Below are 23,716 nucleotides of genomic sequence, written 5' to 3'. Positions count from 1 at the left end.
CGCGAAATCTTCACCCACATCCACACCGCACTACGACAACACGGACTACTCACCACACCACAGTTATCCACAACTTGACTCACAGGAGCTTCAGGAGCCCCGCTGCCAGCACCCCAAGATCGGCCAAATCAGCGACAATGGCGGTGGGCGGGGGTCCCCCAAGGTAGGGCGGGCCCCTGTGTTCTGCCGGCTGGGCAAATCCTGAAGAGCGGCGCCGCACCGGGCGGTCAGCAGGCCGCGGGGATCACGGACGCAGCATTCGAGCCGCGGTGAACATGGTCAGCGCGGCCACCACACACAGCGCGACGAGGGCATAGAGGATCGTCCGGCCCCCGAGTCCCCAGACGCCGGCGGCGCCCAGAATGGCGCTGATCGCGGTCGCAAAAGTGCCACCGGCGACGAGGGCGGCCCGCGCGACCTGCGGCCGTGGATCGTCGCTCCGCCGGTCGACCGTCGAGTCTCTCGGTTCTGTTTGCAACGTCAGACCTCCTGACGACAGCGGCCGGAGACGCCCGTACCCCTGGCCACGTCGAATGTTTCGAGGACTGTATGTCGCGGGATCTACAAACTTGATCGACTAGCAGGACGCCGTGAAGCCGCAAAGCGGGCAAAGCGCCACACGCTTCGAGGAGCCTGACGCGGGCGCGCGGGTTTCGAGCGCAACCGCTCACGCAGGTCGCCCGGGTGGGGTGAGCGTTCCGGGCGCGCCAGCGCCCTGCTCAGCCCGCCCGGGCCCTCGGCGGGAGCGACGGCCCGTCAGCACCCACCCCGCTACGACATCCGCCTTTGCTGTTTCAGGACGGCCTTTGACGTTTCAGGAGATGCAGGCGCACACGATCAGGGCCGCGCCGAAGTGCGAGGCCGCGCTGACCAGGGCGCCTCCGTGGCGTTCCGGGGTGCAGATGACCTCTCCGAGCTTGCCGGGGGTCATCCAGTCGAGGACCAGGAACGCCAGGCCCATGATGCCGATGCCGAGGAGGCCGAACAGCAGCGTCGACGCCAGGCCCTGGCCGAACGAGTCGTAGGACGTGAAGATCGCGGTGAACACGATGGCGGCGATGCCGAGCTGGTTGGCCGCCAGCAGCAGCGAGGCGTTGGGGTTGCGCTCCACGAAGATGAGGTCGCGCAGCTTGCCCGGCGTGAGCACGTCGATGAGCACGTAGCCCACCGCCATCAACCCGATGCCGACGAGTCCGAACACGATGCTGCGACCAGCACCCTCGAGCAGATCTTCAAGCACGGCGGCCTCTCCCTTGTCGCGCGACGTCAGGTGAGACCGTACAAGACAGGGCCTACGTCTTTACAGCGCGCCCAGGTAACGCTGCCTTTCGTAGGGCGTCACCTCGCGCCGGTACTGCTCCCATTCGGCCGTCTTGTTGCGCAGGAAGAAGTCGAAAACGTGCTCGCCGAGCACCTCGGCGACCAGTTCCGACTTGCTCATGACGTCGATCGCCTCGGACAGGTTTTCCGGGAGCGCCTCGTAGCCGGCGGCCTTGCGCTCGGCCGGGGACAGCGACCAGACGTCGTCCTCGGCGCCCGGGGGCAGCTCGTAGCCCTCCTCGATGCCCTTGAGGCCGGCGCCGAGCAGCACGGCGAAGGCCAGGTAGGGGTTGGTGGCCGAGTCGATCGAGCGGACCTCGACGCGGGCCGAGCTGGGCTTGCCGAACGCGGGCACGCGCACCAGCGCCGACCGGTTGAGGTGACCCCAGCTGACGAACGCGGGCGACTCGGTCACCACGTTGGGCAGCTGCAGCGGGAAGAGCCGCTTGTACGAGTTCACGTACTGGTTCGTGACCGCCGTGTATTCGCGGGCGTGCACCAGCAGGCCGGCGATGAACGAGCGCGCGGTCTTGGACAGCTTCTGCGGGTCGTCGGCGTCGTAGAACGCGTTCCGCTCGCCCTCCATCAGCGAGAGGTGCGTGTGCATGCCGCTGCCGGGCTGGTCGGTGTACGGCTTCGGCATGAAGGTGGCCCGCACGCTCTGGGTCAGCGCGACCTCCTTGACCACGTGCCGGAACGTCATGATGTTGTCGGCCGTGGTCAGCGCGTCCGCGTAGCGCAGGTCGATCTCCTGCTGGCCCGGGGCGACCTCGTGGTGGCTGAACTCGACCGAGATGCCGATCCGCTCGAGGGCGAGCACGGCCTGACGGCGGAAGTCGCGGGCGATCGCGTGGGTGGTGTGGTCGAAGTAGCCGCCGTTGTCGACCGGGATCGGCACCGAGCCGTCGAGCGGCCCGTCCTGCACCAGGAAGAACTCGACCTCGGGGTGGGTGTAGAAAGTGAAGCCCTTTTCGGCCGCCTTGGCCAGCATGCGGCGCAGCACGTGACGCGGGTCGGCCCACGCGGCGCTGCCGTCGGGCAGCAGGATGTCGCAGAACATGCGGGCGCTCTCGCCGCTGGCGCCACCCTCGAACGGGAACACCTGGAACGTCGTCGGGTCGGGCATGGCCACCATGTCGGACTCGAAGACCCGGGCGAAGCCCTCGATCGCCGAGCCGTCGATGCCGATGCCCTCTTCGAAGGCGGACTCTAGCTCGGCCGGGGCGACCGACACGCTCTTGAGCGTGCCCAGCACATCGGTGAACCAGAGCCGGACAAAACGGATGTCGCGCTCCTCCAGAGTACGAAGCACGAACTCCTGCTGTCGGTCCACGTTCACCCCTAGTAGTGATGCCTTGACAAGCCAGTCTTCCCTGGTGCGGTTACGCCGACATTACGCTGGCCCGCCCCCGCTTCGATGCCCTGGGTCACGATAGTCAGGGGTGTGACGACCTCCACTCACCCCTGACCATGATGCCGTGCCGGGTGGGACGATTCGTCCATACCCGGGGACCGCACGGCCTCGAGGGAAGGAGCAGGACGATGACTGAGATCCCGACCCTGTACGGTGGACCGCCCACTCGACGGGTGCGCACGCGCGACCTCATCGCCGCCAAGAGCCGCGGCGACCGCTGGCCGATGCTGACCTCCTACGATCAGTACACGGCGTCGATCTTCGACCAGAACGGCGTTCCCGTGCTGCTTGTCGGCGACTCGGCCGCCAACAACGTCTTCGGCCACGAGACCACCCTGCCGATCACCGTCGACGAGCTGATCCCGCTGGTCCGCGCCGTCGTCCGGGCCACCAAGACCGCCCTCATCGTGGCCGACCTGCCCTTCGGCAGCTACGAGGAAGGCCCGACCCAGGCGCTGCGCACGGCCGTCCGGTTCATGAAGGAAGGCGGCGCCCACGCCGTCAAGCTCGAGGGCGGCCGCCGTGTCGCCGCCCAGATCGAGGCCCTCACCGGCGCCGGCATCCCGGTCATGGGCCACGTCGGCTTCACACCGCAGAGCGAGCACACCCTCGGCGGCTACCGCGTGCAGGGCCGCGACAACGAGGGCGCCCTGGTGCTGTCCGACGCCCGCGCGGTCGCTGACGCCGGCGCGTTCGCCGTGGTGCTCGAGATGGTGCCGGGCGAGGTGGCCAAGACCATCACCAAGGAACTCGAGATCCCGACCGTGGGCATCGGCGCCGGCCCCGACACCGACGCCCAGGTGCTGGTCTGGCAAGACATGGCCGGCCTGCGCACGGGCCGCACGCCCCGTTTCGTCAAGCAGTACGCCGATCTCGCCGGCGCACTTTCCCAGGCCACGCAGCAGTTCGCGGCCGAGGTGCGGGGCGGCGAGTTCCCGGCGGCCGAGCACACCTTCTAGACCTCGAACTGCACCTTGCGGGTGGCCGGGTCGGCGGTGATCAGGCGGGCCTGCACGCGGACGCCCAGCGACATCGAGCCCAGGCAGCGGGCTCGGACGGCCGGCTCGTCGATCGCGACCGTGCCGCCCGGGGGACGGCCCTTCGACGGGTTGTCGAGGTCGACCACGCCCGCCTCGAACAGCTCGCCCACCCGGTGCTGGAGCAGCACGGCCTCGGTCAGGTCGATGGCGCCCCGGTTGGCCGCGCCGGCGAGCCGGTCGGACTCGGACATCGCCTTGGGCAGCCGGGGCAGCGCCGCCCGCGCCCACTCCGGGATCGTCGCGCCGGTGGCCACGGCCAGGCAGACCTCGGTCGCATAGCGGTCGGCCAGACGGCGCAGCGGGGCGGTGACGTGCGCATACGGCGCTCCGACCCCGCCGTGGCCGGTCTGCTCGGGCGGCGTCCCGTCGAACGGCGTGTAGCCCGCGCCGCGCAGCAGGTCGGCGGCCTGATCGAGGAAGGCCGCGCCGCGCGGGCTGGCCGGGTCGACGGCGGCGACGACCGTGCCGACCTGGGCGCCGGACGGCCACAGCACGCCCAGCGACTTCGCGGCGGCCTGCAACTTGATGACGGCCTCGGGCTTGGGGGCGGGCATGGTGCGGAGCAGGCCGACCCCGCCACGCAGCATCAGCTCGGCCGCCGCCATGCCGGTGAGCAGCGAGATCTGCGCGTTGTGTTCCTCGACCGCCAGCGGCGCCCGCAGCACCAGCCGCCAGCCGCCGTCGTGCGGCTCGACCTCCTGCTCGGGCAGCGGCAGGTTGACCGCGCCCCGGTCGGCGGCCCGCTCGGCCAGCAGCGTGCCCAGTTCGACCAGCAGCATCAGCATCTCGGGGGCGGTGCCCGCGTCCACCTGCTGCTGCACGGCCTCGTAGTTGAGTTTGGCCCGGCTGCGCACCCGCGCCCGTTCGAGGGCGATCGCGGCGATCGTGCCGTCCGCGTCGACGTCGATCGTCCACACCACGGCCGACCGGTCGACGTCGGGGAACAGGCTCACCGCGTCCTCGCTGAGCACCGGCGGGTGCAGCGGGATCCGCCCGTCGGGCAGATAGATCGTCTGACCGCGAACCCAGGTCTCGGCCTCGAGAGCACCACCCGGCCGTACGTAGGAGGCGACGTCGGCGATCGCGTAGAGCACCCGATAGCCGCCGCCGGGCCGCCGGCTCAGGTGCATGGCCTGGTCGAGGTCCTTCGACGTGGCCGGGTCGATGGTCACGAACGGCACGTCGGTGCGGTCGGCGGCCGGTGGCGGAGGCGCCGCGGCGGCCGCTTCGGCCTCGGCCAGCGCGTCGGCCGGGAAGTCACCCGGCAGTTTCAATTCCCGCCGCAGGGCGTCGAAGTCGATGCGCGGCGCCCACACCCGTCTGATCGGCACGGGTCATTCCTACCAGTTCCCCGTACGACGAAGGGCCGCGCCCGGCGGCGCGGCCCTTCTTTTCGTGCGGCCGGGTCAGCGCCGGCGCGCGGCGGCCTTGCGGGCCGTCGAGGCGGGCGCGTCCATCATGTCGGCGGCCGGGGTGTTCCCGAGCGCGGCCTGACGGGCGGCGGCCGCGGTGGCCGCCTTGGAGATCCGGGACCGGTTGGTCGACGAGTTCTTGGCGGTCGAGGCCGCCCGCGGCGTGTTGGCCGAGCGGGTGGCCCGGCTGCGGGTCGCGCCGGCCTCGTTGGTGCTGCTGCTCTTGGCCGTCGGCGTGGCCGTGGGCTTGTTGCCGCCCCGGGCCACCACCGGGCTCAGGCCGGCCACCTTGGCCACCGGCGAGCGCGGCGTGGTCTTGGGAGCGGACCCTTCCATCGCCGTACGCCCGGCCGAGCGCGGCGCCGCCGCCTTCTTGGCCGGGGCCGGGGCCGTCTTGGCCGCGCTCTTCGCCGCCGCCTTGGTCGCCGGGGCCTTCTTGGCGGCGGTCCGGCTCGCGGGCGCCTTCTTGGCCGCCGTCTTGGTGGCGGCCGCCTTGGCCGGAGCGGCCTTCTTGGCCGTGGCCGTCTTCTTCGCGGCCGTGCTCTTGGTCGCCGTGCTCTTGGCCGCGGTCTTCTTCGCGGCCGTGGCCGTGGCCTTGGTCGCCGTCGCCTTGGTTCCGGTCGCCTTGGCCCCGGTCGCCTTCGAGGCCGTTGCCTTGGAGGTTGCCTTGGAAGCGGTCGCCTTGGAAGCCGTTGCCTTGGAGGCCGTCGCCTTCGAGGCCGCCTTCTTCGCGGCCGCCGTCGACTGGGCGCTCTTGGCCGCGGTGGCCGCGGCCCGGTTGGCCGCGCCGGCCGTCGCCCGGTTGGCCGCCGCGGTCGCGCGGTCGGTGCCCGTCTTGGCGCTGCCCGCCGCGGCCCGGTTGGCCGAGGCCGTCGTGTTGCGGTTGTAGCCGGCCCGCGCGCTGCCCGCCGCGGCTTTGTTCGCCGACGCCGTCGCCGTCGCGTTGCGCGCCGCCGCACTGCCCGCCGCCGCCTTGTTCGCGGAGGCGGTCGAGTTGCGCGCCGCCGTGGCCGCCGTCGCCGCGGTCGTCGCCTTGGCCGCCTTGGTCGCGGGCGCCTTCTTGGCCGCCGTCCTGGCCGGTCCCGTCGCGGTACCCTTGGCTGGCGCCTTCTTCGTGGCGGTCGCCTTGGCCGTCGCCTTCTTGGCCGCCGCCGCGGTCTTCTTGGCCACAGTCGCGCTAGCCGCCGCCTTCTTGGCGGTCGTGCTCGTCGCGGCGGCCGTCTTCTTGGCCGCCGTCGCCTTCTTGCCCGCGGCAGTGCTCGCCGCCGCGTCCGCCCGGGCCACGGTTGCGCTCGTTGTCCGCTTGGCCGGCGTCGAGGCCGCCGCCGCTGTCCGCTTCGCCGCGGGCTTGCCCGCCGCGGTCGCGCTCTTCGCCGCCGTAGTCTTTGTAGCGGCCTTGGCCGCAGTCGTCCTGGTCGCTGTCGTCATCGCCCCAGCCTTGGTAGCCGCCGTTTTGGTGGAACCGGTGCGGCTGGCCGGAACCCTGGCCACCCCGGTCGCCTTGCCCGCACTGCCGGCCGCCGTCTTCCGAGCGGTGGCCGTCGTAGCCTTCTTGGCAGCCGGAGCCGCCTTCACCGCCGCCGCAGCAGTCGCGGTGGTCCCTTTGACCCCAGCCTTGGCCGCGCGCCCGGCCATCATGGACTGAGTCCCACTCTTGGCGCCCGCCGCCGAAGCCCCGGCCCGCTGCCGAGGCGCCCCGGCCTTACCACCGGCCACCTTGGTCGCGCCCGCCCGCGTCACCGTCTTCGTGGCGGCGGTCTTGGTCGCACCCGCCCGCTTCGCCGCGGTGGCCGTCCCCGTGCCGATCGCCTTGACGGCGGAACCCCTGGCAGCAGCCGTCTTCGAGGCGCTCGCCTTCGTGCCGGCCTTCGTCGCCGTGCCCGCCTTCGCCGCGGTCTTGGCCGCAGCACCGGTCTTGGCCGCAGCACCGGTCTTGGCCGCAACGCCGGTCTTGGCCGCAACGCCGGTCTTGGCCGCAACGCCGGTCTTGGCCGCAACGCCGGTCTTGGCGGTCACCGTCCGGGTCTGGGTCGCGGTTCGGGCGGCGGCGGCGACGGCGCGGGCGGGAGCGGTCGCCGTCGAGGAACCACGGCCGGCGCGCGCGGCGGCGGGCTTCGTGGGCTCGCGCACCGGCGTACGCGAAATGCGGTTTTTGTCCGCTCTAGAGGCAAGACTCGGGGCCTTTTTGGCAGCGGCCATCTGGGGTGTTCCTCCTTGCGAATGACTGCGCGAATTACTGCGGGCTCGTCTCCGCCCGGAGACTGCAACGATCGGTGGTGGTGCGCGGACTCAGGGGGCCGGCGCCGGCGTCAGCGGGCCTCCCCGGTCCAACGAGCGTCCTCGGCATCCCACTCGGCGTTGCGCTTCTCGACAGTCTCGAGAGCTCGCGCGGCTTCGTCGGCCGTGGCGTAGGGGCCGAGGCGATACTGGGCGGGACACACGTCGTCGCCGGTCTCGACCCGATGGTGGCGAAGGCACCAGAAGTAGCCGCCTCCGCCGGGCCCACTGTCGCTCATGCAATCACTCTGCACCTCAAACCGACCATCCGCCACCGATTCGGGCAAAAAGTCCTGATTTTCCACATTGGAGGGTGAGGCGAGGGCAACAAAAACCGCCCCGGCCGGACAGCCGGGGCGGTTCTGGGTTACGCGCGCGAGCTACAGCGAGGCGGCCACCAGCTCGGCGACCTGCACGGCGTTGAGCGCGGCGCCCTTGCGCAGATTGTCGTTCGAGACGAACAGGGCGATGCCGTTCTCCACCGTCTCGTCGGCGCGGATGCGGCCCACGTACGAGGCGTCGCGGCCGGCCGCCTCGAGCGGCGTGGGCACGTCGGACAGCTCGACGCCGGGCGCGGACGCGAGCAGCTCGCGGACCCGCGCGGGCGAAAGGGGCCGGGCGAAGCGGGCGTTGATCTGCAGGGAGTGGCCGGTGAAGACCGGGACGCGGACGCAGGTGCCGGAGACCAGCAGCGACGGGAGATCGAGGATTTTGCGGCTCTCGTTGCGGAGCTTCTGCTCCTCGTCGGTCTCGTCGCGGCCGTCGTCCACGATCGAGCCGGCCAGCGGCAGCACGTTGAAGGCGATCGGCTTGGCGAACGAGCGGGGGGCCGGGAACTCGACGGCCGAGCCGTCGTGGACCAGCTCGGTGGCGCGATCGGCGACCTTCTTCACCTGCTCGTCGAGCTCGCTGACTCCGGCCAGCCCGGCGCCGGAGACGGCCTGATAGGTGGTGGCGACCATCGCGACCAGTCCGGCCTCGTCGTGCAGCGGGCGCAGCACCGGCATCGCGGCCATGGTCGTGCAGTTCGGGTTGGCGATGATGCCCTTGGGGCGGTTGCGGGCCGCGTCCGGGTTGACCTCGCTGACGACCAGCGGGACCTCGGGGTCCATGCGCCAGGCCGACGAGTTGTCGATGACCACGGCGCCGGCCTCGGCCACGCGCGGCGCGAGCTCTTTGGAGCTGCCCTTGCCGGCCGAGAACAGGACGATGTCGAGACCGCTGTAGTCGGCGGTCGACGCGTCCTCGACGGTCACCTCGCCCGGACCCCACGAAAGGGTGCGGCCCGCGCTGCGGGCGGAGGCGAAGAGACGGAGCTGTCCTACCGGGAATTCGCGCTCGGCCAGGATGCGCCGCATGACGCTGCCCACCTGTCCCGTTGCGCCCACAATGCCGATCCTCATGGCGACAAAAGTACGTCCTGAACTGCGTACGGAGAAATCAGTTAACCGACCATGTTTCACATCGCGGGATTCTTGTCCCACATTTGAGGACGGCGGGCGTACGTTGCTGGGCATGGCGACGTACACGCATGGTCATCATGAATCGGTCTTGCGCTCCCACCGCTGGCGCACCGCAGAGAATTCGGCGGCGTACCTCCTGCCGCATCTTTCCTCCGGCGTGACGGTGCTCGACGTCGGTTGCGGACCCGGCACGATCACGGCCGACTTCGCGAGCCTGGTCACACCGGCGAGGGTCACCGCCCTCGAGGTGACCGGGCCCGCGCTCGACCTGGCCCGCGCCGAGATCACCCGGCGCGGTCTGACCAACGTCGACTTCGCGGTCGGCGACGTCCACCGGCTCGACTTTCCCGACGACACCTTCGACGTCGTGCACGCCCACCAGGTGCTGCAGCATCTCGGCGACCCGGTGGCGGCGCTGCGCGAGATGCGCCGGGTCACCAAGCCGGGCGGTCTGATCGCCGTACGGGACAGTGATTATGCGGCCTTTGCGTGGTATCCGCGGTTGCCCGAGCTGGACGAGTGGCTGGCGCTCTACGACAAGGTGGCCCGGGGCAACGGCGGCGAGCCGGACGCGGCGCGGCACCTGCTGGCCTGGGCGCACGCGGCCGGGCTGAGCGACGTCGAGGCCACGTCGAGCACGTGGTGCTTCGCGACGCCGGCCGATCGCGAGTGGTGGGGCGGCATGTGGGCCGAGCGCATCCTGAAGTCGGACATGGCCGCCACCGCCGAGCGCACCGGCGCCGCGACCCGCGACGACCTGACCCGGCTGTCCGGGGCGTGGCGCCGCTGGGCCGACGACCCCGACGGCTGGATGTCGCTGCTGCACGGCGAGCTGATCGCCCGGGTGCCCGGCTAAGCGGCGGGCGGCCCGGGTGCCGGCTAAGCGGCGGGCGGCTTGAACTCCCAGTGCCACGGCTCGCGCGGCACGTTCTCCGAGAAGCCGTACTTTTCCGCGTTCTCGCGCATCCAGGCCTGCGCCTTGGAGTTCAGGTCGAGGTCGGTGGCCATGCCCCAGCCGTGCTCGCTGGTGCCGGGCTTGGCCGCCAGCCCGCCCTGGGAATAGAGCCCCTTGCGCCGGGCCAGATCGACCTGCTCCTCGTACGGGCGGTAGGAGTCGGTGATGCCGATGGTGACGCCGTCGCGCTTGGCGTCGTTGATCATCTGGTTCAGGTTCTGCGCGGCCGGCGCCCACAGTTTGTGCCGGGTGCTGCCGACCTGTTCGAGCGCGTTGGCCGGGATCTTGCCGTTGCCGTACGCGGCCAGCTCGGTCGGGATGCCCTTGCTGTTGAGCGTGTAGGACTTGCCGCTGGTGGACGTCTGCGCGACGGCGCTCTCGAGGGCGCTGGCGAAGCTTCCGCCCTCGGCGCCCGAGGCCGTCTTGGCCGACTGGGCCTGCACGTTGCGGCCCGCCTGTTGCGTCTGCAGCGCGATCATCCGGCTCTGGATGTCGGCGATTCGCGAGTTGATCCTCTCAATCCCCACGCACTCCTGTTCGGCACCCGCGCCGAAACCTGAGCCGCTCGGGCGTGATTCAGCTCGCCAGCGGCAGGTCGATCGTGTGGCCGGTGTGGGCGACCTTGGCTTCCAGGTAGCGCCGGTTGGCCGGGGACGCGTGCACGGCGGTGGGCACGACCTCGCGTACGGAAATGTGGTTCTTGCGGAGCTGGGCGACCTTGTCCGGATTGTTGGTGAGCAGGTCGACGGTGGTGGCGCCGAGCGCGTCCAGCATCTGCGCCGCCGCGGAGTAGTCGCGCTGGTCGTCGCCGTGGCCGAGCGCCCGATTGGCCTGATAGGTGTCGAGCCCGGCATCCTGCAGCGTGTACGTGTCGAGCTTGTTGTAGAGCCCGATGCCACGTCCCTCCTGCCGCAGATAGAGCAGGTAGCCGCCGCGCCCGGCGATCCGCTCGACCGATTCGCGCAGCTGGGGGCCGCAGTCGCAGCGCTGCGATCCGAAGACGTCGCCGGTCAGGCATTCCGAGTGCATGCGTACGAGGGGGAACTCACCGGGCGTGCCGAGGGCGAGGGCCAGATGTTCCTTGCCATCGGACAGGCCGTCGAAGGTGACCATGCCGGCGGTCGTCTCGTAGCCGTCGGCGAAGCGCAGCGGGACGGTGACTCGGGTGCGTACGGGCATGCCCCTGGTGATCGGCAGGGCGAGCCCGCGATCTCAGAGTTTCACCGGTTCCCGTCGTTCCGAACCTTCGAGCCGGTGGCCCAGGTCGAGGTCGACCTCGGAGGTCTGGTTCCGGCGGTTGGGCAGCATGTTGGTGACGAGGACGACGAGCGCGCCGATGCCCGCGTAGAGGACGAGCACGATCAAGGGACCCTGGATGTCGGCCGCCGGGAAGTACAGGTTGTCGCGGACGGCCTGCACACCGGCGCCGGTCGGCAGGTGGGCCCCGAGGTGGCGGCCGAACGCGGGCAGGAACTCGGGCAGGATGCTGGCGCCCGAGATCACCGTGCCCAGCGTGAAGTACATGGCGCCGATCAGGGCGCCGGCCGGTCCGAAGATCGCCACCGCGCCGGCCGTGGAGGCGGTGATGGCCAGCGAGATCAACGAGAAGATCCCGAGCATCTCCCCGCGGTCGGCGGTCGTGCCCACGCCGAACCAGCCCATCGACCACAGCACCGCGGCCGACGACCCGAGGGCGTACAGGGCCAGGATGCTGACGTGCGCGATGCCGCGGCGCCACGATCGGCGCGTACGGGGAATCAGGCGGCCCAGGCCCATCGAGGCGATCGTGCCGCCGAGCGCGAGGGCCTGGGTGAGAAAGCCCAGCGAGACGCCGTTGACGTCGTCGTCGGGCAGCGGCACCACGTCGGTGATCGGCGGCGGGGAGTTGAGCTGCTGAGCCCGCGAGACGGCAATCCGGTCATCCGTCTCGGCCAGCCGGGTCAGCTCGGCCGCGGTCTGCTGCTGCACGACCGAGGTGAACGTGGTGCGCAGCAGGGCCGCGGCGGCGGGGCCGGCGGCCGAGGCCACGTACAGGTGGGGCCGGGTGCCGGTGATGTCGACGCCGCCGTACACGTCGCGCCGCTTGATCGCGATCTCGAGGTCGTCGGCGGTGGCGTAGTCGGTGACCCGGAACTGGCCGCGCTCGGTGAGCAGCCCGGCGACCTGGGTGCGCTCGGCGGCCGGCGACACCAGGCCGACCGGCACGTGATGCGGCTGCGCCTTGTGGCCCATGCCGAGGTAGTAGGCGGTCAGCCCGAGCTGGACGAGCACGCCGATCACGCAGACCGCCAGCGCGAATCGCCGGAACTGCAGCACTGATTCGGCCGGTTGTACGTCTGCCACCGCGGCTCCCCCGTTCGGTCCGATATGTGAAAGTTTTACGGACGAAGGGCAATCGTGAGAGCGTTTCGGGCTAACCGACCTTCTCGTCGATCAGCGCCAGAAGCGCCCGGGCCGCCGCGCTGGGCCGCCGAAGCGCCGGGACGGCCACGCCGAGCGGCCAGTCCAGGTCGGCGCCGGCCACGTCCTTGAGCACCAGTCCCGTACGGTCGTCGGGCACCACGAACGGCGGCAGAATGGCCACCCCGAGACCTTCCCGTACGAAGCTGGCGCCGATGCCGATGTCGGTGACCTCGATCGCCACGTGCCGCTGAACCCCGGCCGCGGCGAACGCCCGGTCGACGATCGTCCGGTTGCCGTAGCCGAGCGGGAAGTCGACGAACGGCTCCCCGGCGAGGTCGGCCACGCGCACCTCGGGCGCCGCGGCCAGCCGGTGCCCCGCGGGCAGCACCAGTTCGAGGCGGCGCGACTCGATCTGGCGTACGCGCAGGCCGGCGGGCGGACGGCCGGGAACCGAGACGATCGCCACGTCGAGTGACCCGTCGGCCAGCCCGTCGAGCAGCCCGTCCGAGCCGCGAGGCGAGACGATGAGCCGCAGTCCGACGTGCGGATGCTCCCGGTGGAACGCGCCCAGCAGGGCGGGCACGTCGATCAGCGGCACCGAGGTCAGGGTGCCGACCCGGACCGTGCCGCGCAGGCCGCCGCGCACCTCGTCGACGGCGTCGCGGGCCTCCCGTACGGCGTCGATGGCCGCCCGGGCCCGCGGCAGCAGCGCCTCGCCCGCGTCGGTCAGCTCGACCCGTTTCGAGGTGCGTTCGAGTAGGCGCGCGCCCACTTCATGCTCCAGCGACTTGATCACGGCCGAGACCCCGGATTGCACGACGTGCAGGCGGGCCGCAGCCCGGGTGAAGTTCCGTTCCTCGGCGACCGCGATGAAGTATTCGAAATGACGCAGTTCCAGCACGATACGTGATTGTAGTCAGCAGTAATCATCGTTGGTGATGATGCTTGTGGCGGCGCACTCTCATGGCATGACTGTTCTTCTGGAGAGGCCGGCCCCCACGAAGGCCTCGACGCGTCACGGGCGTGGTTTCTGGCTGATCGCCGCCGTCTATCTCGTCGCGCTCGCCTTCTCCACCGTGCCCACCCCGCTCTACCCGCTCTACCAGCGCGCGGACGGCTTCTCCGCGTTCACGGTGACGGTCGTCTTCGCGATGTACGCCCTCGGCGTGATCACCAGCCTGGTGCTCGCCGGGCACGTCTCGGACTGGATGGGCCGGCGGCGGATCCTGTACGCCTCGCTCGGCCTGGAGATCGTGGCCGGCGTGCTGTTCCTCACCTGGACGGCGCTGCCCGGCCTGATCGTGGCCCGGTTCCTGACCGGCCTGGGCGTCGGCATGCTGACCGCGACCGCCACCGCCTATCTGCTGGAACTGCACAAGGCGCACCGCCCGGAGGCGAACGGCACGCGCTTCGAGGTCGTCTCGTCGGCCGCCAACCTGGGCGGGCTCGGCGCGGGCACCCTGGTCGCCGGTGCTCTCGCGCAGTTCGTGACCTCTCCCCTGCGTACGCCGTACGTGGTCTTCCTGATCTTGCTGGCACTGAGCGTGGCCGCCGTCGCCGCCGCCCCCGAGACGGTGGAGGCGCCGGTCTCCCGGCCGCGATACCGGCCCCAGGGCGTGCGCATCGCCGGGCGGGACCGGGTCGCCGTGGTCGTCGCCGCCCTCTCGTCGTTCGCCGCGTTCGCCGTGTTCGGGCTGTTCACCTCGCTGGCCCCGAGTTTCGTGGCCGGCGCGCTGCACCACCCGAGCCGCCTGCTGGCCGGGCTGACCGTCTTCGTGGTCTTCGGCGCGGGCGCCGCGACCCAGGCCGTCAGTGGCCGGCTCACCCCGCGGGCCCGGTTCGCCGGCGGGCTGGCGGCGGAGGCCGCCGGGCTGCTGGTGCTCACGGCCGGCATGGAGACCGCGTCGCTCGCGAGTTTCCTGGCCGGCGGAGCGATCGCCGGCGCCGGGGCGGGCATCCTGTTCAAGTCGGCGGTCGGCACGATCGCGGCCGGCGCCCCCGCCGAGAAGCGTGGGGAGAGCCTGGCCGGGCTGTTCCTGATCGCCTACTCGGGCCTGGTCGGGCCGGTGCTCGGTCTGGGCGTGGCCAGCCGGTACGTGGCCTCCACGACCTCGATCCTCTGGTTCAGCGGAATCCTGCTGGTCCTGCTGGGCGGCCTCGCGGTGCTGCGCCGTCGTTAGGCTGGCCCTGTGTCCGACGATCCCCTCGAACTTCAACGACAGGTGTGCTTCGCCCTGTCGGTGGCCTCGCGCAGCGTGGTGGCGCTCTACCGCCCGCTGCTCGAGCCGATGGGCCTGACCCACCCGCAATACCTGGTGATGCTCGCGCTCTGGCAGCACGCCCCGCTCTCGGTGCGCGACATCAGCCGCCTGCTCCAGCTCGACCCGGGCACGCTCTCGCCGCTGCTCAAGAGGCTCGAGACCATCGGGTACGTGGACCGCCAGCGCGACCCCGCCGACGAGCGCAGCCTCGCCGTGACCCTCACCGGCAAGGGCCGGGCCCTGCGGGCGGAGGCCGAGAAGATCCCGCCCGCCATCGTGGCCCGATTGGGCATGCCTATCGCGGAACTGGAGTCGTTGCACGCGGCACTCACTCGGGTGATTGCGGCCACTCACTGATCGATTCCGGAATACCGTAGGGAGGCTGTCCGGGTTGAAATTCTCGGCAGCCCAATTGTCGTGCCAGAACATCGACTGGCCGGAATGCGCAGCGCTCATCCGAAAGGCGCAGAGCGCCGGAAGAGCCATTCGCCACGGATGAGCAGGTCGGTGGCTATGGCGGCGGCCACGGACGCCGGAGTCCGGTGTGGATCATCGATATCGTGTGACACGCCGTGCGTTGACGTGCAAGTTGCACGACTCATAGTGTCGAGGTTGTAACACCGGGTGTTCACGGTCCGGTCTTACGACAGCACCTTCTTCATCGGTCGAGGAGAGCCATCCCATGAGTGTCACGATCGGCATCAACGGATTCGGGCGGATCGGCCGCAGCCTCGCGCGGATAGTCGCCGCGAGCCACGATCCCGGAATCACCATTGCCGCCGTAAACGACCTTGCCTCGACCGAGAAAATGGCCTACGGGCTGCGCCGCGACAGCATTCGCGGCGCATTTCCCGGCACCGTGACCGCCCGCGCCGACCACCTTGTCGTCAACGACCACGCGATCCGCGCGTTCCACCATGAACGGCCCGAACGCATTCCGTGGGCCGACGCCGGGGTCGACGTCGTCATCGAGGCCACCGGCCGGTTCCGGGCCGGCACGCTGGCCCGCACCCACATCACCCACGGCGGCGCCCGCAAGGTCGTGATCAGCGCCTCGGCCGACGAGCCGGACGCGTTCCTCATGTACGGGGCCAACCACACCACGTACGACCCGGCCCGCCACGACGTGGTCTCCCCCGGCTCGTGCGGCGTGAACGCTCTCACCGTGATGGCCAAGGTGCTGCTCGACCGTTTCGGGCTGAGGGGCGTGAACACGTCGGTCGTGCTGGCCACCCAGGGCTGGCAGAAGCCGCAGGACACCTTCAGCGGCACCTCGCGCGACGACCCGCGCCTGGGCCGGGCCACCGGGGAGAGCATCATCCCGCACAACTACGTGGTCGGCGACCTCGTCCGGGTGGCGCTGCCCGAGATCGGCGAGATGCGCTACAGCTACTACTGCGTGCCCACCCCGATCGGGTCGCTGGCCGAGCTGTCCGGGCAGACCGACCGGCCGGTCAGCGTCGAGGAGGTCAACCGGGCCATGGCCGAGGCCGCGGCCGGGACGCTGCGGCGGGTGCTGGCGTACGACCCCGACCCGACCGTGTCGATCGACGTGAAGAACAACCCGGCGTCCTGCCTGTTCGACCCGTCCGGCACGCAGACGACCGCGGACGGCGGGGTCAAGGTGCGCGGGTGGTTCGACAACGAATGGGGCTTCTCGAACCGATTACTCGACATCGCGCGTCTGGTGGGTGAACGTACGCCCGTGACGTCGCGGCAGGTGTCCTGGAGCATCGCCTAGAGTTTGCTCCGATGACTGTTGAGATCGACGACGTACGGGCGGCCGCCTCCCGGCTCGGCGCACGGATCCGGCGCACGCCCGTGATGCGGGCCGGCGACGAGGTCTGGTTCAAGCTCGAGCACACGCAGCACGCCGGCTCGTTCAAGACGCGGGGCATGTTCAACCAGATCCTGGCCGCGGGTCCGCCACCGGCCGCGGGCATCGTGGCCGCGTCCGGCGGAAACGCGGGCCTGGCGGCGGCATACGCGGCGGGCGAACTGGGCCTGCGGGCCGAGGTGTTCGTGCCCACAACCGCACCCGCCGTGAAGGTGGCCAAGCTCGGCAAGCTGGGCGCGCACGTGACGCAGGTGGGCAACGAGTACGCGGAGGCCTACGAAGCCGCCGTGATCCACGCGGCCTCCACCGGCGCGCTGTTCTGCCACGCCTACGACGACGCCAACATGGTGGCCGGCAACGGAACCCTCGGCCTGGAACTGCTCGACCAGATGCCGTCCGGCTTCGACACCGTGCTCGTCGCCGTGGGCGGCGGCGGCCTCATCGCGGGCATGATCGCGGCCCTGCACCCGGCGGCCCGCGTGGTCGCGGTCGAACCCACATCGGCCACGGCGCTGCACTCCGCGTTGCGCGCCGGCCACCCGGTCGACGTCCCCGTCTCGGGCGTGGCCGCCGACTCACTGGGCGCCCGCCGGGTGGGGTCGATCGCTTTCGAGCTGGCCGCGGCCGCCTCGACCCCCGCGCTGCTGGTCGACGACCAGGCCATCGTGGACGCCCGCCGCCGCCTCTGGGACGACTACCGCCAGGCCGTCGAACACGGCACGGCGGCGGCCTATGCGGCCCTGACGTCGGGCGCTTACGTTCCCGCCGCCGGCGAGCGGGTCGTGGTGCTGCTGTGCGGAGCGAACACAAACCCGGCCGACCTGACGTAGAGCCGATTGCTCCGGGTCCGGCTGTCGCCGTCGTGCCGACCTACTTGCTTCGTGTTCGGACGGCCGGAGTCTGGGAGCATGCCCGGATGCTGGCTTCGGTTGAACTCGTGCACTCGGTGGTTACTGCTCTTCGGGCGGGGGACGACACGGAGGCCCAGCATCGGTCGCTCGTGCTCGAATGGCTGAGCGGCACCGACGACGTCTTTCGGCGGGTCAAGCCGGCCATCCCCGATCAACACCTGGTCTCGTACGTGGTGCCGGTTGATCCTCGGGACGGCGCGATTCTGCTGGTTGACCATGTGAACGCCGGGCTCTGGCTGCCGCCGGGTGGGCATGTCGAACCGGATGAGGATCCGTGGCTGACGGCCGTACGGGAGATCGATGAGGAGCTGGGGCTCGACGGCGCGGGGGTGTCGAAGGAGCCGGCGTTCCTCACGGTCACCCGCACCGTGGGGATCGACTCGGGGCACACCGATGTCAGCCTCTGGTACGTGTTGCCGTGCGACCGCGACCAGGCGCTCGCTGTGGATGCGGTCGAGTTCCGGGGCGTGCGCTGGTGGTCGCGGGACGATCTTGCGGCGGCTGATCCGGGGCGGTTCGACCCGCACTTCTCGCGCTTCCTACGGAAGATTTCGGACTAATACGACACGGTTTAAATGTCGGATTAGGGGATTGCGTCCGGTAATACTGGCCCGATGACCGCTGCCGTGCACCCGCCGAACACTGCCGCCGTGCACCCGCCGGGTACTGCCGCCGTGCATCCGTCGACGGCCGCCGGTGATGTGTCGCCCGCACTGGCCAAGGCGACCTGGACCGACGCGGACTACGCCGCGATGGGCTGGCACGACTGCCGGATCCACGGCGTCAGCCTGGCCGAGCACAGCGACGGCTCGCTCCCGCAGGTGCGGCTGTTGATCGACCTCGACTACATCGTGCGCTGGGCCGAGCCGGTCGAACCCGACCGGCACCTCACCTTCTGGATCTCCCCGGCCACCCTCGTGTTCGAGGGCGCGTGGGGCATCTGCGGCGAGTTCGGCCCGCTGTACGAGCAGTTGGAGATCGCCGACATCCACCGGCTCGACCCGTCGGACGAGCACCCCGAGCCGTCGTGGCACGTCGAGGGGCACAACTTCGGCTTCCACCTGCGCGCCCGGGGCTTCCGTCAGCATCTGCGGAGCGCGCCCCGGCTCGTACACCGGAAGGTCTTGACCTCGGACGAACGCGGCGGGGTCAGCTTCGAGGAGCGCTCCTTCCAGCCAGGCTGAGACGCTCGATCGCGATCTCGGCCACCTCGTCGGGCGACAGATCCGTGTTGTCGACGCGCAGATAGTCGTCGCGGCCCTCGAACTCCGTCGTCGAGTTCAGCTTGTACGTCTCGTCGACCTCGATCAGGTGCAACCGCGAGCGGTCGAGGTCACGCTTCGAAGCCTTCTCGGCCAGCCTGTCCTCGCCCGCGTTGCGTTTCAGCCGGGCCTCCTGCGAGGCCTCGAGCTCCAGGAACAGCACCCGCCCGCCCCGCTTGACGAAGGGCTCGGCATAGCCCGACACGGCCGCCGCGTCACTGGGATGATCAAAGGCCCAGACGTACGTGAACACGAGCCCCGGCAGGTCACTGGCCGCCACTTCCTCGAGGACGGCCCCGCGGAAGCTCTCGACCAGGCGTTGGAACGGCGGCGTGCCGAAGTCGAAGAACCGCAGCACCGGCTCGATCGACAAGTGGTTGTGAAACACGCGGAACCCGGTGCGCGCCGCGATCGCGTTGCCCACCGTCATCTTGCCCACGGCTGGGGGCCCGATGACGAACAGCAGGGTCGGCGCGGTGCGAGTCATGCGCGGAGCGTAGCGGGATCGGCTCGGGCCGTGCTCCCGATTTTCCGGGCCCTGTGGATAACTCTGCATTGTGGATAGCCGAGGAGGCCGGCCCCGGATCGCGTACGGTCACGCCACGCGTCAGCTCAGCGCGCGATACAGAAGAAGGAGGCCGATCGCGGTGCCGAAGGTGACGATGATGATGCGAAGCACGTGGGACGGCAGGCGCCGGGCGAGCTTGGCGCCGACATATCCGCCGATCACCGTGGCGGGGGCCAGGATCGCGACGGCGGTCCAGTTGACGGGGGCGAAAAATGCGAAGACCAGCAGCGTGACCAGGCCGACGACCGCCGACAAGACGTTCTTGAGGGCGTTGATGCGGTTCAGCGGCTCGTCGAGGATCAGGGCCAGCGCCGCGACGTACATGACGCCCAGGGCGGCCCCGAAGTAACCGCCGTAGATCGCGCCGACGAAGACGACGACCTGCAGCGAGACGGCCGCGCGGCGTGGGGACATGGCGCGCGGATGCCCGACCAGTCCGCGCAGCCGCTGCTGGAAGGCCAGCGTCGCGGCCGCCCCGAGGACGAGGAACGGCACGATCAGCTCGAACGCGCGGGCGGGCGTGAACAGCAGCAGCGCGCATCCGCCGATCGCGCCCAGCACACATGCGGGCAGGATCGCGGTCACCCGGGCGCGCTGGCCCGCGAGGTCCGCTCGGCTGCCGGCGACGCTGGAGACGTACCCGGGAAAGACGGAAATGGAATTGGTGACGTTGGCCGCCACCGAGGGCAGCCCGGTAGCGATCAAGCTGGGAAAAGTGATCAGTGACCCGCCGCCGGCGACGGCGTTGACGGCCCCGGCCGCGAGACCGGCCACGACCAGCAGGAGGATATGCGCGAGATCCATGGTGAGGTCGAATCTACGGCCTCGTAGAATGGACGGGCGACGGACGAGTCGGCCAGGCGGTCGCGTCGGTTCCCTTCGGGGTGCCGCCGAGGAACGTCCGGACTCCGCAGAGCAGGGTGGTTGTTAACGGCAACCCGGGGTGACCCGCGGGACAGTGCCACAGAGAACAGACCGCCGGCCCGTACGGGCTGGTAAGGGTGAAACGGTGAGGTAAGAGCTCACCAGCACCCCGGGCGACCGGGGTGGCTAGGTAAACCCCACCCGGAGCAAGGCCAAGTAAGGCCGCTCACCGCAAGGCGAGCGGCCGGCGCAGGCGTTCGAGGGCTGCTCGCCCGAGCCTGCGGGTAGGCCGCAAGAGCCGAGCCGGCAACGGCCGGCCGAGATGGATGACCGCCCACGGCGACGCAAGTCGCCGGGACAGAATCCGGCGTACAGGCTGACTCGTCCGTCGCCCACCTGTTGGAGAGTGAGACACAGGTCCGGTCAGAGCCGTTTGGCGTAGTCAGGAGTCGGGGTCGGGGTTGTTCGGCACGCGCGGCAGCAAGAACGTACGAGATCTGGTCCACCGCTTCGGCTGGAGGCCGCGCGGGCGAAGGAACGCCATGATCTCCTGAGTGGCGTACACGCCCAGCGCTGCGGCCAAGCCGGCAACGAGGGGCTCGACCGCATCTGCCCAAGTCACCATGACCACTCCCCTCTTACCGCCCTCTGCCACGAGTCCTTTCGGTTGAGGGACGGCAATCCTGAGCGCGACTTCGGAAAGCGCTTTCGCGGACTCGGGCTCAGCCCTTGAGGCCGGTGTGGGCCAGGCCCTCGATGAACTGACGCTGGGCTATGACGAAGACGATCAGCACTGGGATGGCTGTCATCGAAGCGGCCGACAGTTGGACGTTCCAGAGCTGGCCCTGGTAGGCGTCGGTGAACTGGGTCAAGGCCTGGGGCAAGGTGTATTTCGTCTGGGTCGAAATGTAGACGACCGGCTCCAGGTAGAGGTTCCAGCTGTGCAGGAACGTGAAGATGGCTACCGCGCCCAAAGCGGGGCGGGCCAGGGGTAAGGCTATTCGGCGGAAGATTGCGGGGCGGCCCAGGCCGTCCATTCGGGCGGCCTCCTCCAGTTCGACCGGCAAAGTAATGAAGAACTGGCGCATGATGAAAGTGGCCAGGACGCTGGGCGGGCCGAGCATGGGGACCAGGATCAGGGGCCAGTGGGTGTCGACCAGGCCCAGGCTGTTGAAGATGCGGAACAGCGGGACGATGGTGACTTCGCTGGGGATCAGCAGGCCGACCAGGACCAGCAGGAATAGGGCGTTCTGGCCGCGGAAACGGATTCGGGCGAAGGCGTATCCGGCCATGGACGCCACGATCAGGGTTCCCACCGTTACTACGACCGCTATGTAGGCGCTGTTCCAATACTGCTGGGCGAACGGCTGCAGGGTGAAGACCTGGCGCCACGGTTCCAGGGTCCAGTTGGTCGGGAGCAGTGACGGGGAGAAGATCTCGGCGTTCGGCTTGAACGAGCTCGTGATCATCCACCAGGTGGGGAACACGAAGGGTACGCAGAGGACGAGCAGGGTCCCGTACAGGAAAAGCTTTGTTCTAGTGCTCATGGAACACCCACCTCTTGCGCATTTGCCACTGCAGAACGGTCAGGGCCAGCACGATCAGGAACAGCAGGACGGAAAGCGTGGCGCCGTAGCCGAAGGCGTGGAACTGGAATGCCTGCTGGTACAGGTAATAGACGAGGACCGTGGTCGAGGTGCCGGGGCCGCCCTGGGTGAGGACGCTGATCTGGGCGAAGACCTGCAGGGAGCCGACCACGGTGATGATCGATGTGAGCAGGATAGTGGGGCTGATCAGGGGCAGCGTGATGCTGCGGAAGATGCGCCACGGGCCGGCGCCGTCGGTGCGGGCGGCCTCGTAGAGCTCCTGGGGCACGCCCTGCAGGGCGGCCAGGAACAGGACCATGTTGAGGCCCACGTTCTTGAAGACCTGGACGATGACGACCGCGGCCATGGCGGTGCCGCCGGAGCGCAGCCAGTTGGGGCCGTCGATGCCGGCCGCGTCGAGCAGGCCGTTGATGCCGCCGTTGTCCTGCAGCAGGAAGCCCCACACGATCGTCCAGGCGAGCAGCGACACGACGACCGGCGAGAAGAACAGCACCCGGAAGACGGTGGTGCCGCGCAGTTTCTGGTTGAGCAGGACGGCCAGCAGCAGGGCCAGGGCCAGGTTGAACACGACCAGGCCGATGGAGAAGAACGCCGTCGCGCGCAGCACGGCCGGCACGTTGGGGTCGTCGGCCAGCTTCCGATAGTTCTCGGCGCCGACGAAGGTGAAGGTGTCGGCGAGAACGTTCCACTCGTGCAGGCTGTACCAGACCACCAGCACCAGCGGCAGGAACACGAACGCCAGCGAGCCGAGCAGGGCGGGCGTGATGAACACGTACGCGGTCAGTTGGTCACGCCGCCGGGTGGTCCAGAAGGAGCGGCGTCGCGGTGGGGCGGACCGGGCCTGCGCGGCCCGGTCCATCGTGACGGTCATTTGGCGAGCAGCGGGTTGATGGCCGTGCACACACCCTTCAGCACGCCCGGAACGTCCGCGCCGGGCTTCCACAGAGGATCCAGAGCCGCCCGTACGGCCTGGTTGATCTCCGCGCTTCCGGTGTGGCTGGGCTTGACGACGCCGTCCGCGATCCCGTCGATGACCACGTTCTGCAGCTGGTCGGGCTTGAGCAGCGGGTTGGCCGTGGCCAGGGTCTCGGCGTTGAGCTGGGACTGCCGCGGCGGCGGGAAGAACTGGGCCAGCTTCTCGCTGTTGGCGGGGCTGGTGAAGAACTTGACGAACTCGGCGGCCGCGGCGGCGTTCTTGCCCTTCTTCATGACGCCGAGACCGCCCTGGCCGATCACCGAATACTCCCCCGACGGACCGGCCGGCAGCGGAACGATCGTCCAGCCGAAGCCGTCCTCCTTGAGCAGCGACGCCCGGGAGATCTGCGCGATCGTCATCGCCGACTCGCCCGCGAAGAAGTCGGCGGCCACGCCGGGAGCGGGCAGCGCCTTGTCGGTGAAGATCGCCTTGTGCAGGAACGTCATCGCGCCGGTCATCGGCGGCTGGTCGAAGCCGCAGGTCTTGCCGTCGGCGGTCCAGGCCTCGGCGCCCCAGCCGCGGAACACGGTGGCCAGGTTCGTCCAGTCCTTGTAGTCGAAGTCGCGGATCACCAGGCCCTGTTTGCCGGTTTTGCGGGCCACCGACGAGGCGGCGGCGGCCGCGTTCTCCCAGGTCCATTCCTTCGGCAGCGCGACGCCGGCCTGCTTGAGCAGGTCGGTGTTGACGAAAACCCCGAACGGCGAGGTCGAGAACGGGTACGCCATGAGCTTGCCGTCCTGCTTCCACAGCGCGGTCGCCGCGGGGGCCAGGTCGGCCGCGTTCTCGATGCTGTCGTCCAGCGGGTTCAGCGCGCCGGACGCCACAAAGTCGGGCGCCGACCCCTCGAGGATCCACGCGATGTCGGGCGCGTTGCCGCCGGCGATCTGGGTGGTGACCGTGGTCGTGTAGTTGTCGAGCGGCAGGGCGTCGAACTTGACCGTGACGTCGGGGTGGGTCGTCTTGTATTCGGCCGCGATCGAGTCGAACAGCTGCACGTGGGCCGGGTTGGACGACCAGGTGGTCATGCGCAAGGTGATCGGGCCGTCCGATCCCGCGTCGCCGCCCCCACCGCAGGCGGTGAGCGAGCCGAGCAGGGCGACCGTAGCTATTCCGGAGAGAAGACTTCTCACGACGAAGGTGCTCCTT

Annotated in this window: 25 protein-coding genes and 1 other RNA gene; 9 read left to right on the top strand and 17 right to left on the bottom strand. The window is 70.0% G+C overall.

Annotated elements, in window-relative coordinates; translation table 11 throughout:
* Positions 1–244: 244 nt before the first annotated feature.
* The 3 genes from ACZ3I4_RS46710 to ACZ3I4_RS46700 all read right to left on the bottom strand — a co-directional run bounded on the left by ACZ3I4_RS46710 (position 245) and on the right by ACZ3I4_RS46700 (position 2,653).
* Positions 245–478 carry a hypothetical protein gene (locus ACZ3I4_RS46710; RefSeq protein WP_465388633.1) on the bottom strand — a complete coding sequence of 78 codons (234 nt, stop codon included), beginning with the start codon at positions 476–478 and terminating at the stop codon, positions 245–247.
* A gap of 336 nt (positions 479–814) precedes the next feature.
* The gene (locus ACZ3I4_RS46705; RefSeq protein WP_465388632.1) at positions 815–1,240 is read right to left on the bottom strand and encodes a DUF350 domain-containing protein; all 426 of its coding nucleotides are present in this window, start codon (positions 1,238–1,240) and stop codon (positions 815–817) included.
* A 60-nt stretch (positions 1,241–1,300) separates the two neighbouring features.
* Positions 1,301–2,653, bottom strand: a complete 1,353-nt coding sequence (locus tag ACZ3I4_RS46700; RefSeq protein ID WP_465388631.1) for a glutamine synthetase family protein — start codon at positions 2,651–2,653, stop codon at positions 1,301–1,303.
* A 209-nt stretch (positions 2,654–2,862) separates the two neighbouring features.
* Here ACZ3I4_RS46700 and panB point away from each other — a divergent pair, with 209 nt between their 5' ends.
* A complete protein-coding gene (panB, locus tag ACZ3I4_RS46695; RefSeq protein ID WP_465388630.1) occupies positions 2,863–3,693 on the top strand; it encodes a 3-methyl-2-oxobutanoate hydroxymethyltransferase in 831 nt (276 codons plus the stop codon).
* Here panB and ACZ3I4_RS46690 read toward each other — a convergent pair.
* From ACZ3I4_RS46690 to ACZ3I4_RS46675, 4 genes are all read right to left on the bottom strand, one after another.
* On the bottom strand, positions 3,690–5,105 hold the full coding sequence (locus tag ACZ3I4_RS46690) for an RNB domain-containing ribonuclease (RefSeq protein WP_465388629.1): 1,416 nt from the start codon (positions 5,103–5,105) through the stop codon (positions 3,690–3,692). The genes panB and ACZ3I4_RS46690 overlap by 4 nt on opposite strands.
* A 75-nt stretch (positions 5,106–5,180) precedes the next feature.
* The gene (locus ACZ3I4_RS46685) at positions 5,181–7,316 is read right to left on the bottom strand and encodes a hypothetical protein (RefSeq protein ID WP_465388628.1); all 2,136 of its coding nucleotides are present in this window, start codon (positions 7,314–7,316) and stop codon (positions 5,181–5,183) included.
* 179 nt (positions 7,317–7,495) lie between these two features.
* Positions 7,496–7,702 carry a hypothetical protein gene (locus ACZ3I4_RS46680; protein WP_465388627.1) on the bottom strand — a complete coding sequence of 69 codons (207 nt, stop codon included), beginning with the start codon at positions 7,700–7,702 and terminating at the stop codon, positions 7,496–7,498.
* Between the two features lie 141 nt (positions 7,703–7,843).
* Positions 7,844–8,866: an aspartate-semialdehyde dehydrogenase gene (locus ACZ3I4_RS46675; protein ID WP_465388626.1), complete on the bottom strand. Its 1,023-nt coding sequence runs from the start codon at positions 8,864–8,866 to the stop codon at positions 7,844–7,846.
* A gap of 112 nt (positions 8,867–8,978) precedes the next feature.
* Here ACZ3I4_RS46675 and ACZ3I4_RS46670 point away from each other — a divergent pair, with 112 nt between their 5' ends.
* Entirely contained in the window at positions 8,979–9,782 is an 804-nt protein-coding gene (locus ACZ3I4_RS46670; protein ID WP_465388625.1) for a class I SAM-dependent methyltransferase, read from the top strand.
* A gap of 23 nt (positions 9,783–9,805) precedes the next feature.
* Here ACZ3I4_RS46670 and ACZ3I4_RS46665 read toward each other — a convergent pair whose 3' ends face one another.
* The 4 genes from ACZ3I4_RS46665 to ACZ3I4_RS46650 all read right to left on the bottom strand — a co-directional run bounded on the left by ACZ3I4_RS46665 (position 9,806) and on the right by ACZ3I4_RS46650 (position 13,185).
* Complete coding sequence (locus ACZ3I4_RS46665) at positions 9,806–10,408, bottom strand: M15 family metallopeptidase (RefSeq protein WP_465388624.1); 603 nt, start codon at positions 10,406–10,408, stop codon at positions 9,806–9,808.
* Positions 10,409–10,457: 49 nt separating this feature from the next.
* Positions 10,458–11,060 carry a GTP cyclohydrolase II gene (locus ACZ3I4_RS46660; RefSeq protein ID WP_465388623.1) on the bottom strand — a complete coding sequence of 201 codons (603 nt, stop codon included), beginning with the start codon at positions 11,058–11,060 and terminating at the stop codon, positions 10,458–10,460.
* A gap of 33 nt (positions 11,061–11,093) precedes the next feature.
* On the bottom strand, positions 11,094–12,224 hold the full coding sequence (locus ACZ3I4_RS46655; protein ID WP_465388622.1) for a hypothetical protein: 1,131 nt from the start codon (positions 12,222–12,224) through the stop codon (positions 11,094–11,096).
* 70 nt (positions 12,225–12,294) lie between these two features.
* On the bottom strand, positions 12,295–13,185 hold the full coding sequence (locus tag ACZ3I4_RS46650; RefSeq protein ID WP_465388621.1) for a LysR family transcriptional regulator: 891 nt from the start codon (positions 13,183–13,185) through the stop codon (positions 12,295–12,297).
* Between the two features lie 67 nt (positions 13,186–13,252).
* Between ACZ3I4_RS46650 and ACZ3I4_RS46645 the strand changes: the two genes are divergently transcribed.
* The 6 genes from ACZ3I4_RS46645 to ACZ3I4_RS46620 all read left to right on the top strand — a co-directional run bounded on the left by ACZ3I4_RS46645 (position 13,253) and on the right by ACZ3I4_RS46620 (position 18,477).
* The gene (locus tag ACZ3I4_RS46645) at positions 13,253–14,464 is read left to right on the top strand and encodes an MFS transporter (RefSeq protein ID WP_465388620.1); all 1,212 of its coding nucleotides are present in this window, start codon (positions 13,253–13,255) and stop codon (positions 14,462–14,464) included.
* A gap of 9 nt (positions 14,465–14,473) precedes the next feature.
* Positions 14,474–14,902 (top strand): MarR family winged helix-turn-helix transcriptional regulator, encoded by a 429-nt coding sequence (locus ACZ3I4_RS46640; protein WP_465388619.1) that lies wholly within the window; start codon positions 14,474–14,476, stop codon positions 14,900–14,902.
* A 325-nt stretch (positions 14,903–15,227) separates the two neighbouring features.
* On the top strand, positions 15,228–16,286 hold the full coding sequence (locus ACZ3I4_RS46635; protein WP_465388618.1) for a type I glyceraldehyde-3-phosphate dehydrogenase: 1,059 nt from the start codon (positions 15,228–15,230) through the stop codon (positions 16,284–16,286).
* Positions 16,287–16,297: 11 nt separating this feature from the next.
* Positions 16,298–17,212 carry a threonine/serine dehydratase gene (locus ACZ3I4_RS46630; protein ID WP_465388617.1) on the top strand — a complete coding sequence of 305 codons (915 nt, stop codon included), beginning with the start codon at positions 16,298–16,300 and terminating at the stop codon, positions 17,210–17,212.
* A gap of 86 nt (positions 17,213–17,298) precedes the next feature.
* Positions 17,299–17,853, top strand: coding sequence for an NUDIX hydrolase (locus ACZ3I4_RS46625; RefSeq protein ID WP_465388616.1), 555 nt, complete (start codon positions 17,299–17,301; stop codon positions 17,851–17,853).
* A 54-nt stretch (positions 17,854–17,907) separates the two neighbouring features.
* A complete protein-coding gene (locus ACZ3I4_RS46620) occupies positions 17,908–18,477 on the top strand; it encodes a hypothetical protein (RefSeq protein WP_465388615.1) in 570 nt (189 codons plus the stop codon).
* On the opposite strand, the gene ACZ3I4_RS46615 is transcribed toward ACZ3I4_RS46620, so the two are convergent.
* Both ACZ3I4_RS46615 and ACZ3I4_RS46610 read right to left on the bottom strand, forming a co-directional pair.
* Positions 18,443–19,042, bottom strand: coding sequence for a DEAD/DEAH box helicase family protein (locus tag ACZ3I4_RS46615; protein WP_465388614.1), 600 nt, complete (start codon positions 19,040–19,042; stop codon positions 18,443–18,445). The two genes, ACZ3I4_RS46620 and ACZ3I4_RS46615, sit on opposite strands and share 35 nt — an antisense overlap.
* Positions 19,043–19,162: 120 nt before the next feature.
* On the bottom strand, positions 19,163–19,927 hold the full coding sequence (locus ACZ3I4_RS46610; RefSeq protein WP_465388613.1) for a sulfite exporter TauE/SafE family protein: 765 nt from the start codon (positions 19,925–19,927) through the stop codon (positions 19,163–19,165).
* 44 nt (positions 19,928–19,971) lie between these two features.
* On the opposite strand from ACZ3I4_RS46610, the gene rnpB reads away from it, so the two are divergent.
* An RNA gene (gene rnpB / locus ACZ3I4_RS46605) (RNase P RNA component class A) lies at positions 19,972–20,375 on the top strand.
* Positions 20,376–20,429: 54 nt separating this feature from the next.
* Here rnpB and ACZ3I4_RS46600 read toward each other — a convergent pair.
* The 4 genes from ACZ3I4_RS46600 to ACZ3I4_RS46585 all read right to left on the bottom strand — a co-directional run bounded on the left by ACZ3I4_RS46600 (position 20,430) and on the right by ACZ3I4_RS46585 (position 23,700).
* The gene (locus ACZ3I4_RS46600; RefSeq protein ID WP_465388612.1) at positions 20,430–20,612 is read right to left on the bottom strand and encodes a hypothetical protein; all 183 of its coding nucleotides are present in this window, start codon (positions 20,610–20,612) and stop codon (positions 20,430–20,432) included.
* 97 nt (positions 20,613–20,709) lie between these two features.
* Entirely contained in the window at positions 20,710–21,534 is an 825-nt protein-coding gene (locus tag ACZ3I4_RS46595; protein ID WP_465388611.1) for a carbohydrate ABC transporter permease, read from the bottom strand.
* Positions 21,524–22,465, bottom strand: a complete 942-nt coding sequence (locus ACZ3I4_RS46590; RefSeq protein ID WP_465388610.1) for a carbohydrate ABC transporter permease — start codon at positions 22,463–22,465, stop codon at positions 21,524–21,526. Before ACZ3I4_RS46590 ends, ACZ3I4_RS46595 begins: the two co-directional genes overlap by 11 nt.
* Positions 22,462–23,700, bottom strand: a complete 1,239-nt coding sequence (locus tag ACZ3I4_RS46585) for an ABC transporter substrate-binding protein (RefSeq protein ID WP_465388609.1) — start codon at positions 23,698–23,700, stop codon at positions 22,462–22,464. The genes ACZ3I4_RS46590 and ACZ3I4_RS46585 overlap by 4 nt, the downstream gene beginning before the upstream one ends.
* Between the last annotated feature and the right edge of the window lie 16 nt (positions 23,701–23,716).

Source organism: Actinoplanes sp. NPDC021490 (assembly GCF_055562135.1).
This window is presented reverse-complemented; position numbering and strand designations above follow the sequence as displayed.

Coding starts and splice junctions, on each gene's coding strand:
- panB (WP_465388630.1), top strand. CDS start 2,863: ATGACTGAGATCCCGACCCTGTACGGTGGACCGCCCACTCGACGGGTG.
- ACZ3I4_RS46680 (WP_465388627.1), bottom strand. CDS start 7,702: ATGAGCGACAGTGGGCCCGGCGGAGGCGGCTACTTCTGGTGCCTTCGC.
- ACZ3I4_RS46675 (WP_465388626.1), bottom strand. CDS start 8,866: ATGAGGATCGGCATTGTGGGCGCAACGGGACAGGTGGGCAGCGTCATG.
- ACZ3I4_RS46670 (WP_465388625.1), top strand. CDS start 8,979: ATGGCGACGTACACGCATGGTCATCATGAATCGGTCTTGCGCTCCCAC.
- ACZ3I4_RS46660 (WP_465388623.1), bottom strand. CDS start 11,060: ATGCCCGTACGCACCCGAGTCACCGTCCCGCTGCGCTTCGCCGACGGC.
- ACZ3I4_RS46645 (WP_465388620.1), top strand. CDS start 13,253: ATGACTGTTCTTCTGGAGAGGCCGGCCCCCACGAAGGCCTCGACGCGT.
- ACZ3I4_RS46635 (WP_465388618.1), top strand. CDS start 15,228: ATGAGTGTCACGATCGGCATCAACGGATTCGGGCGGATCGGCCGCAGC.
- ACZ3I4_RS46630 (WP_465388617.1), top strand. CDS start 16,298: ATGACTGTTGAGATCGACGACGTACGGGCGGCCGCCTCCCGGCTCGGC.
- ACZ3I4_RS46625 (WP_465388616.1), top strand. CDS start 17,299: ATGCTGGCTTCGGTTGAACTCGTGCACTCGGTGGTTACTGCTCTTCGG.
- ACZ3I4_RS46620 (WP_465388615.1), top strand. CDS start 17,908: ATGACCGCTGCCGTGCACCCGCCGAACACTGCCGCCGTGCACCCGCCG.
- ACZ3I4_RS46615 (WP_465388614.1), bottom strand. CDS start 19,042: ATGACTCGCACCGCGCCGACCCTGCTGTTCGTCATCGGGCCCCCAGCC.
- ACZ3I4_RS46610 (WP_465388613.1), bottom strand. CDS start 19,927: ATGGATCTCGCGCATATCCTCCTGCTGGTCGTGGCCGGTCTCGCGGCC.
- ACZ3I4_RS46600 (WP_465388612.1), bottom strand. CDS start 20,612: ATGGTGACTTGGGCAGATGCGGTCGAGCCCCTCGTTGCCGGCTTGGCC.
- ACZ3I4_RS46595 (WP_465388611.1), bottom strand. CDS start 21,534: ATGAGCACTAGAACAAAGCTTTTCCTGTACGGGACCCTGCTCGTCCTC.
- ACZ3I4_RS46590 (WP_465388610.1), bottom strand. CDS start 22,465: ATGACCGTCACGATGGACCGGGCCGCGCAGGCCCGGTCCGCCCCACCG.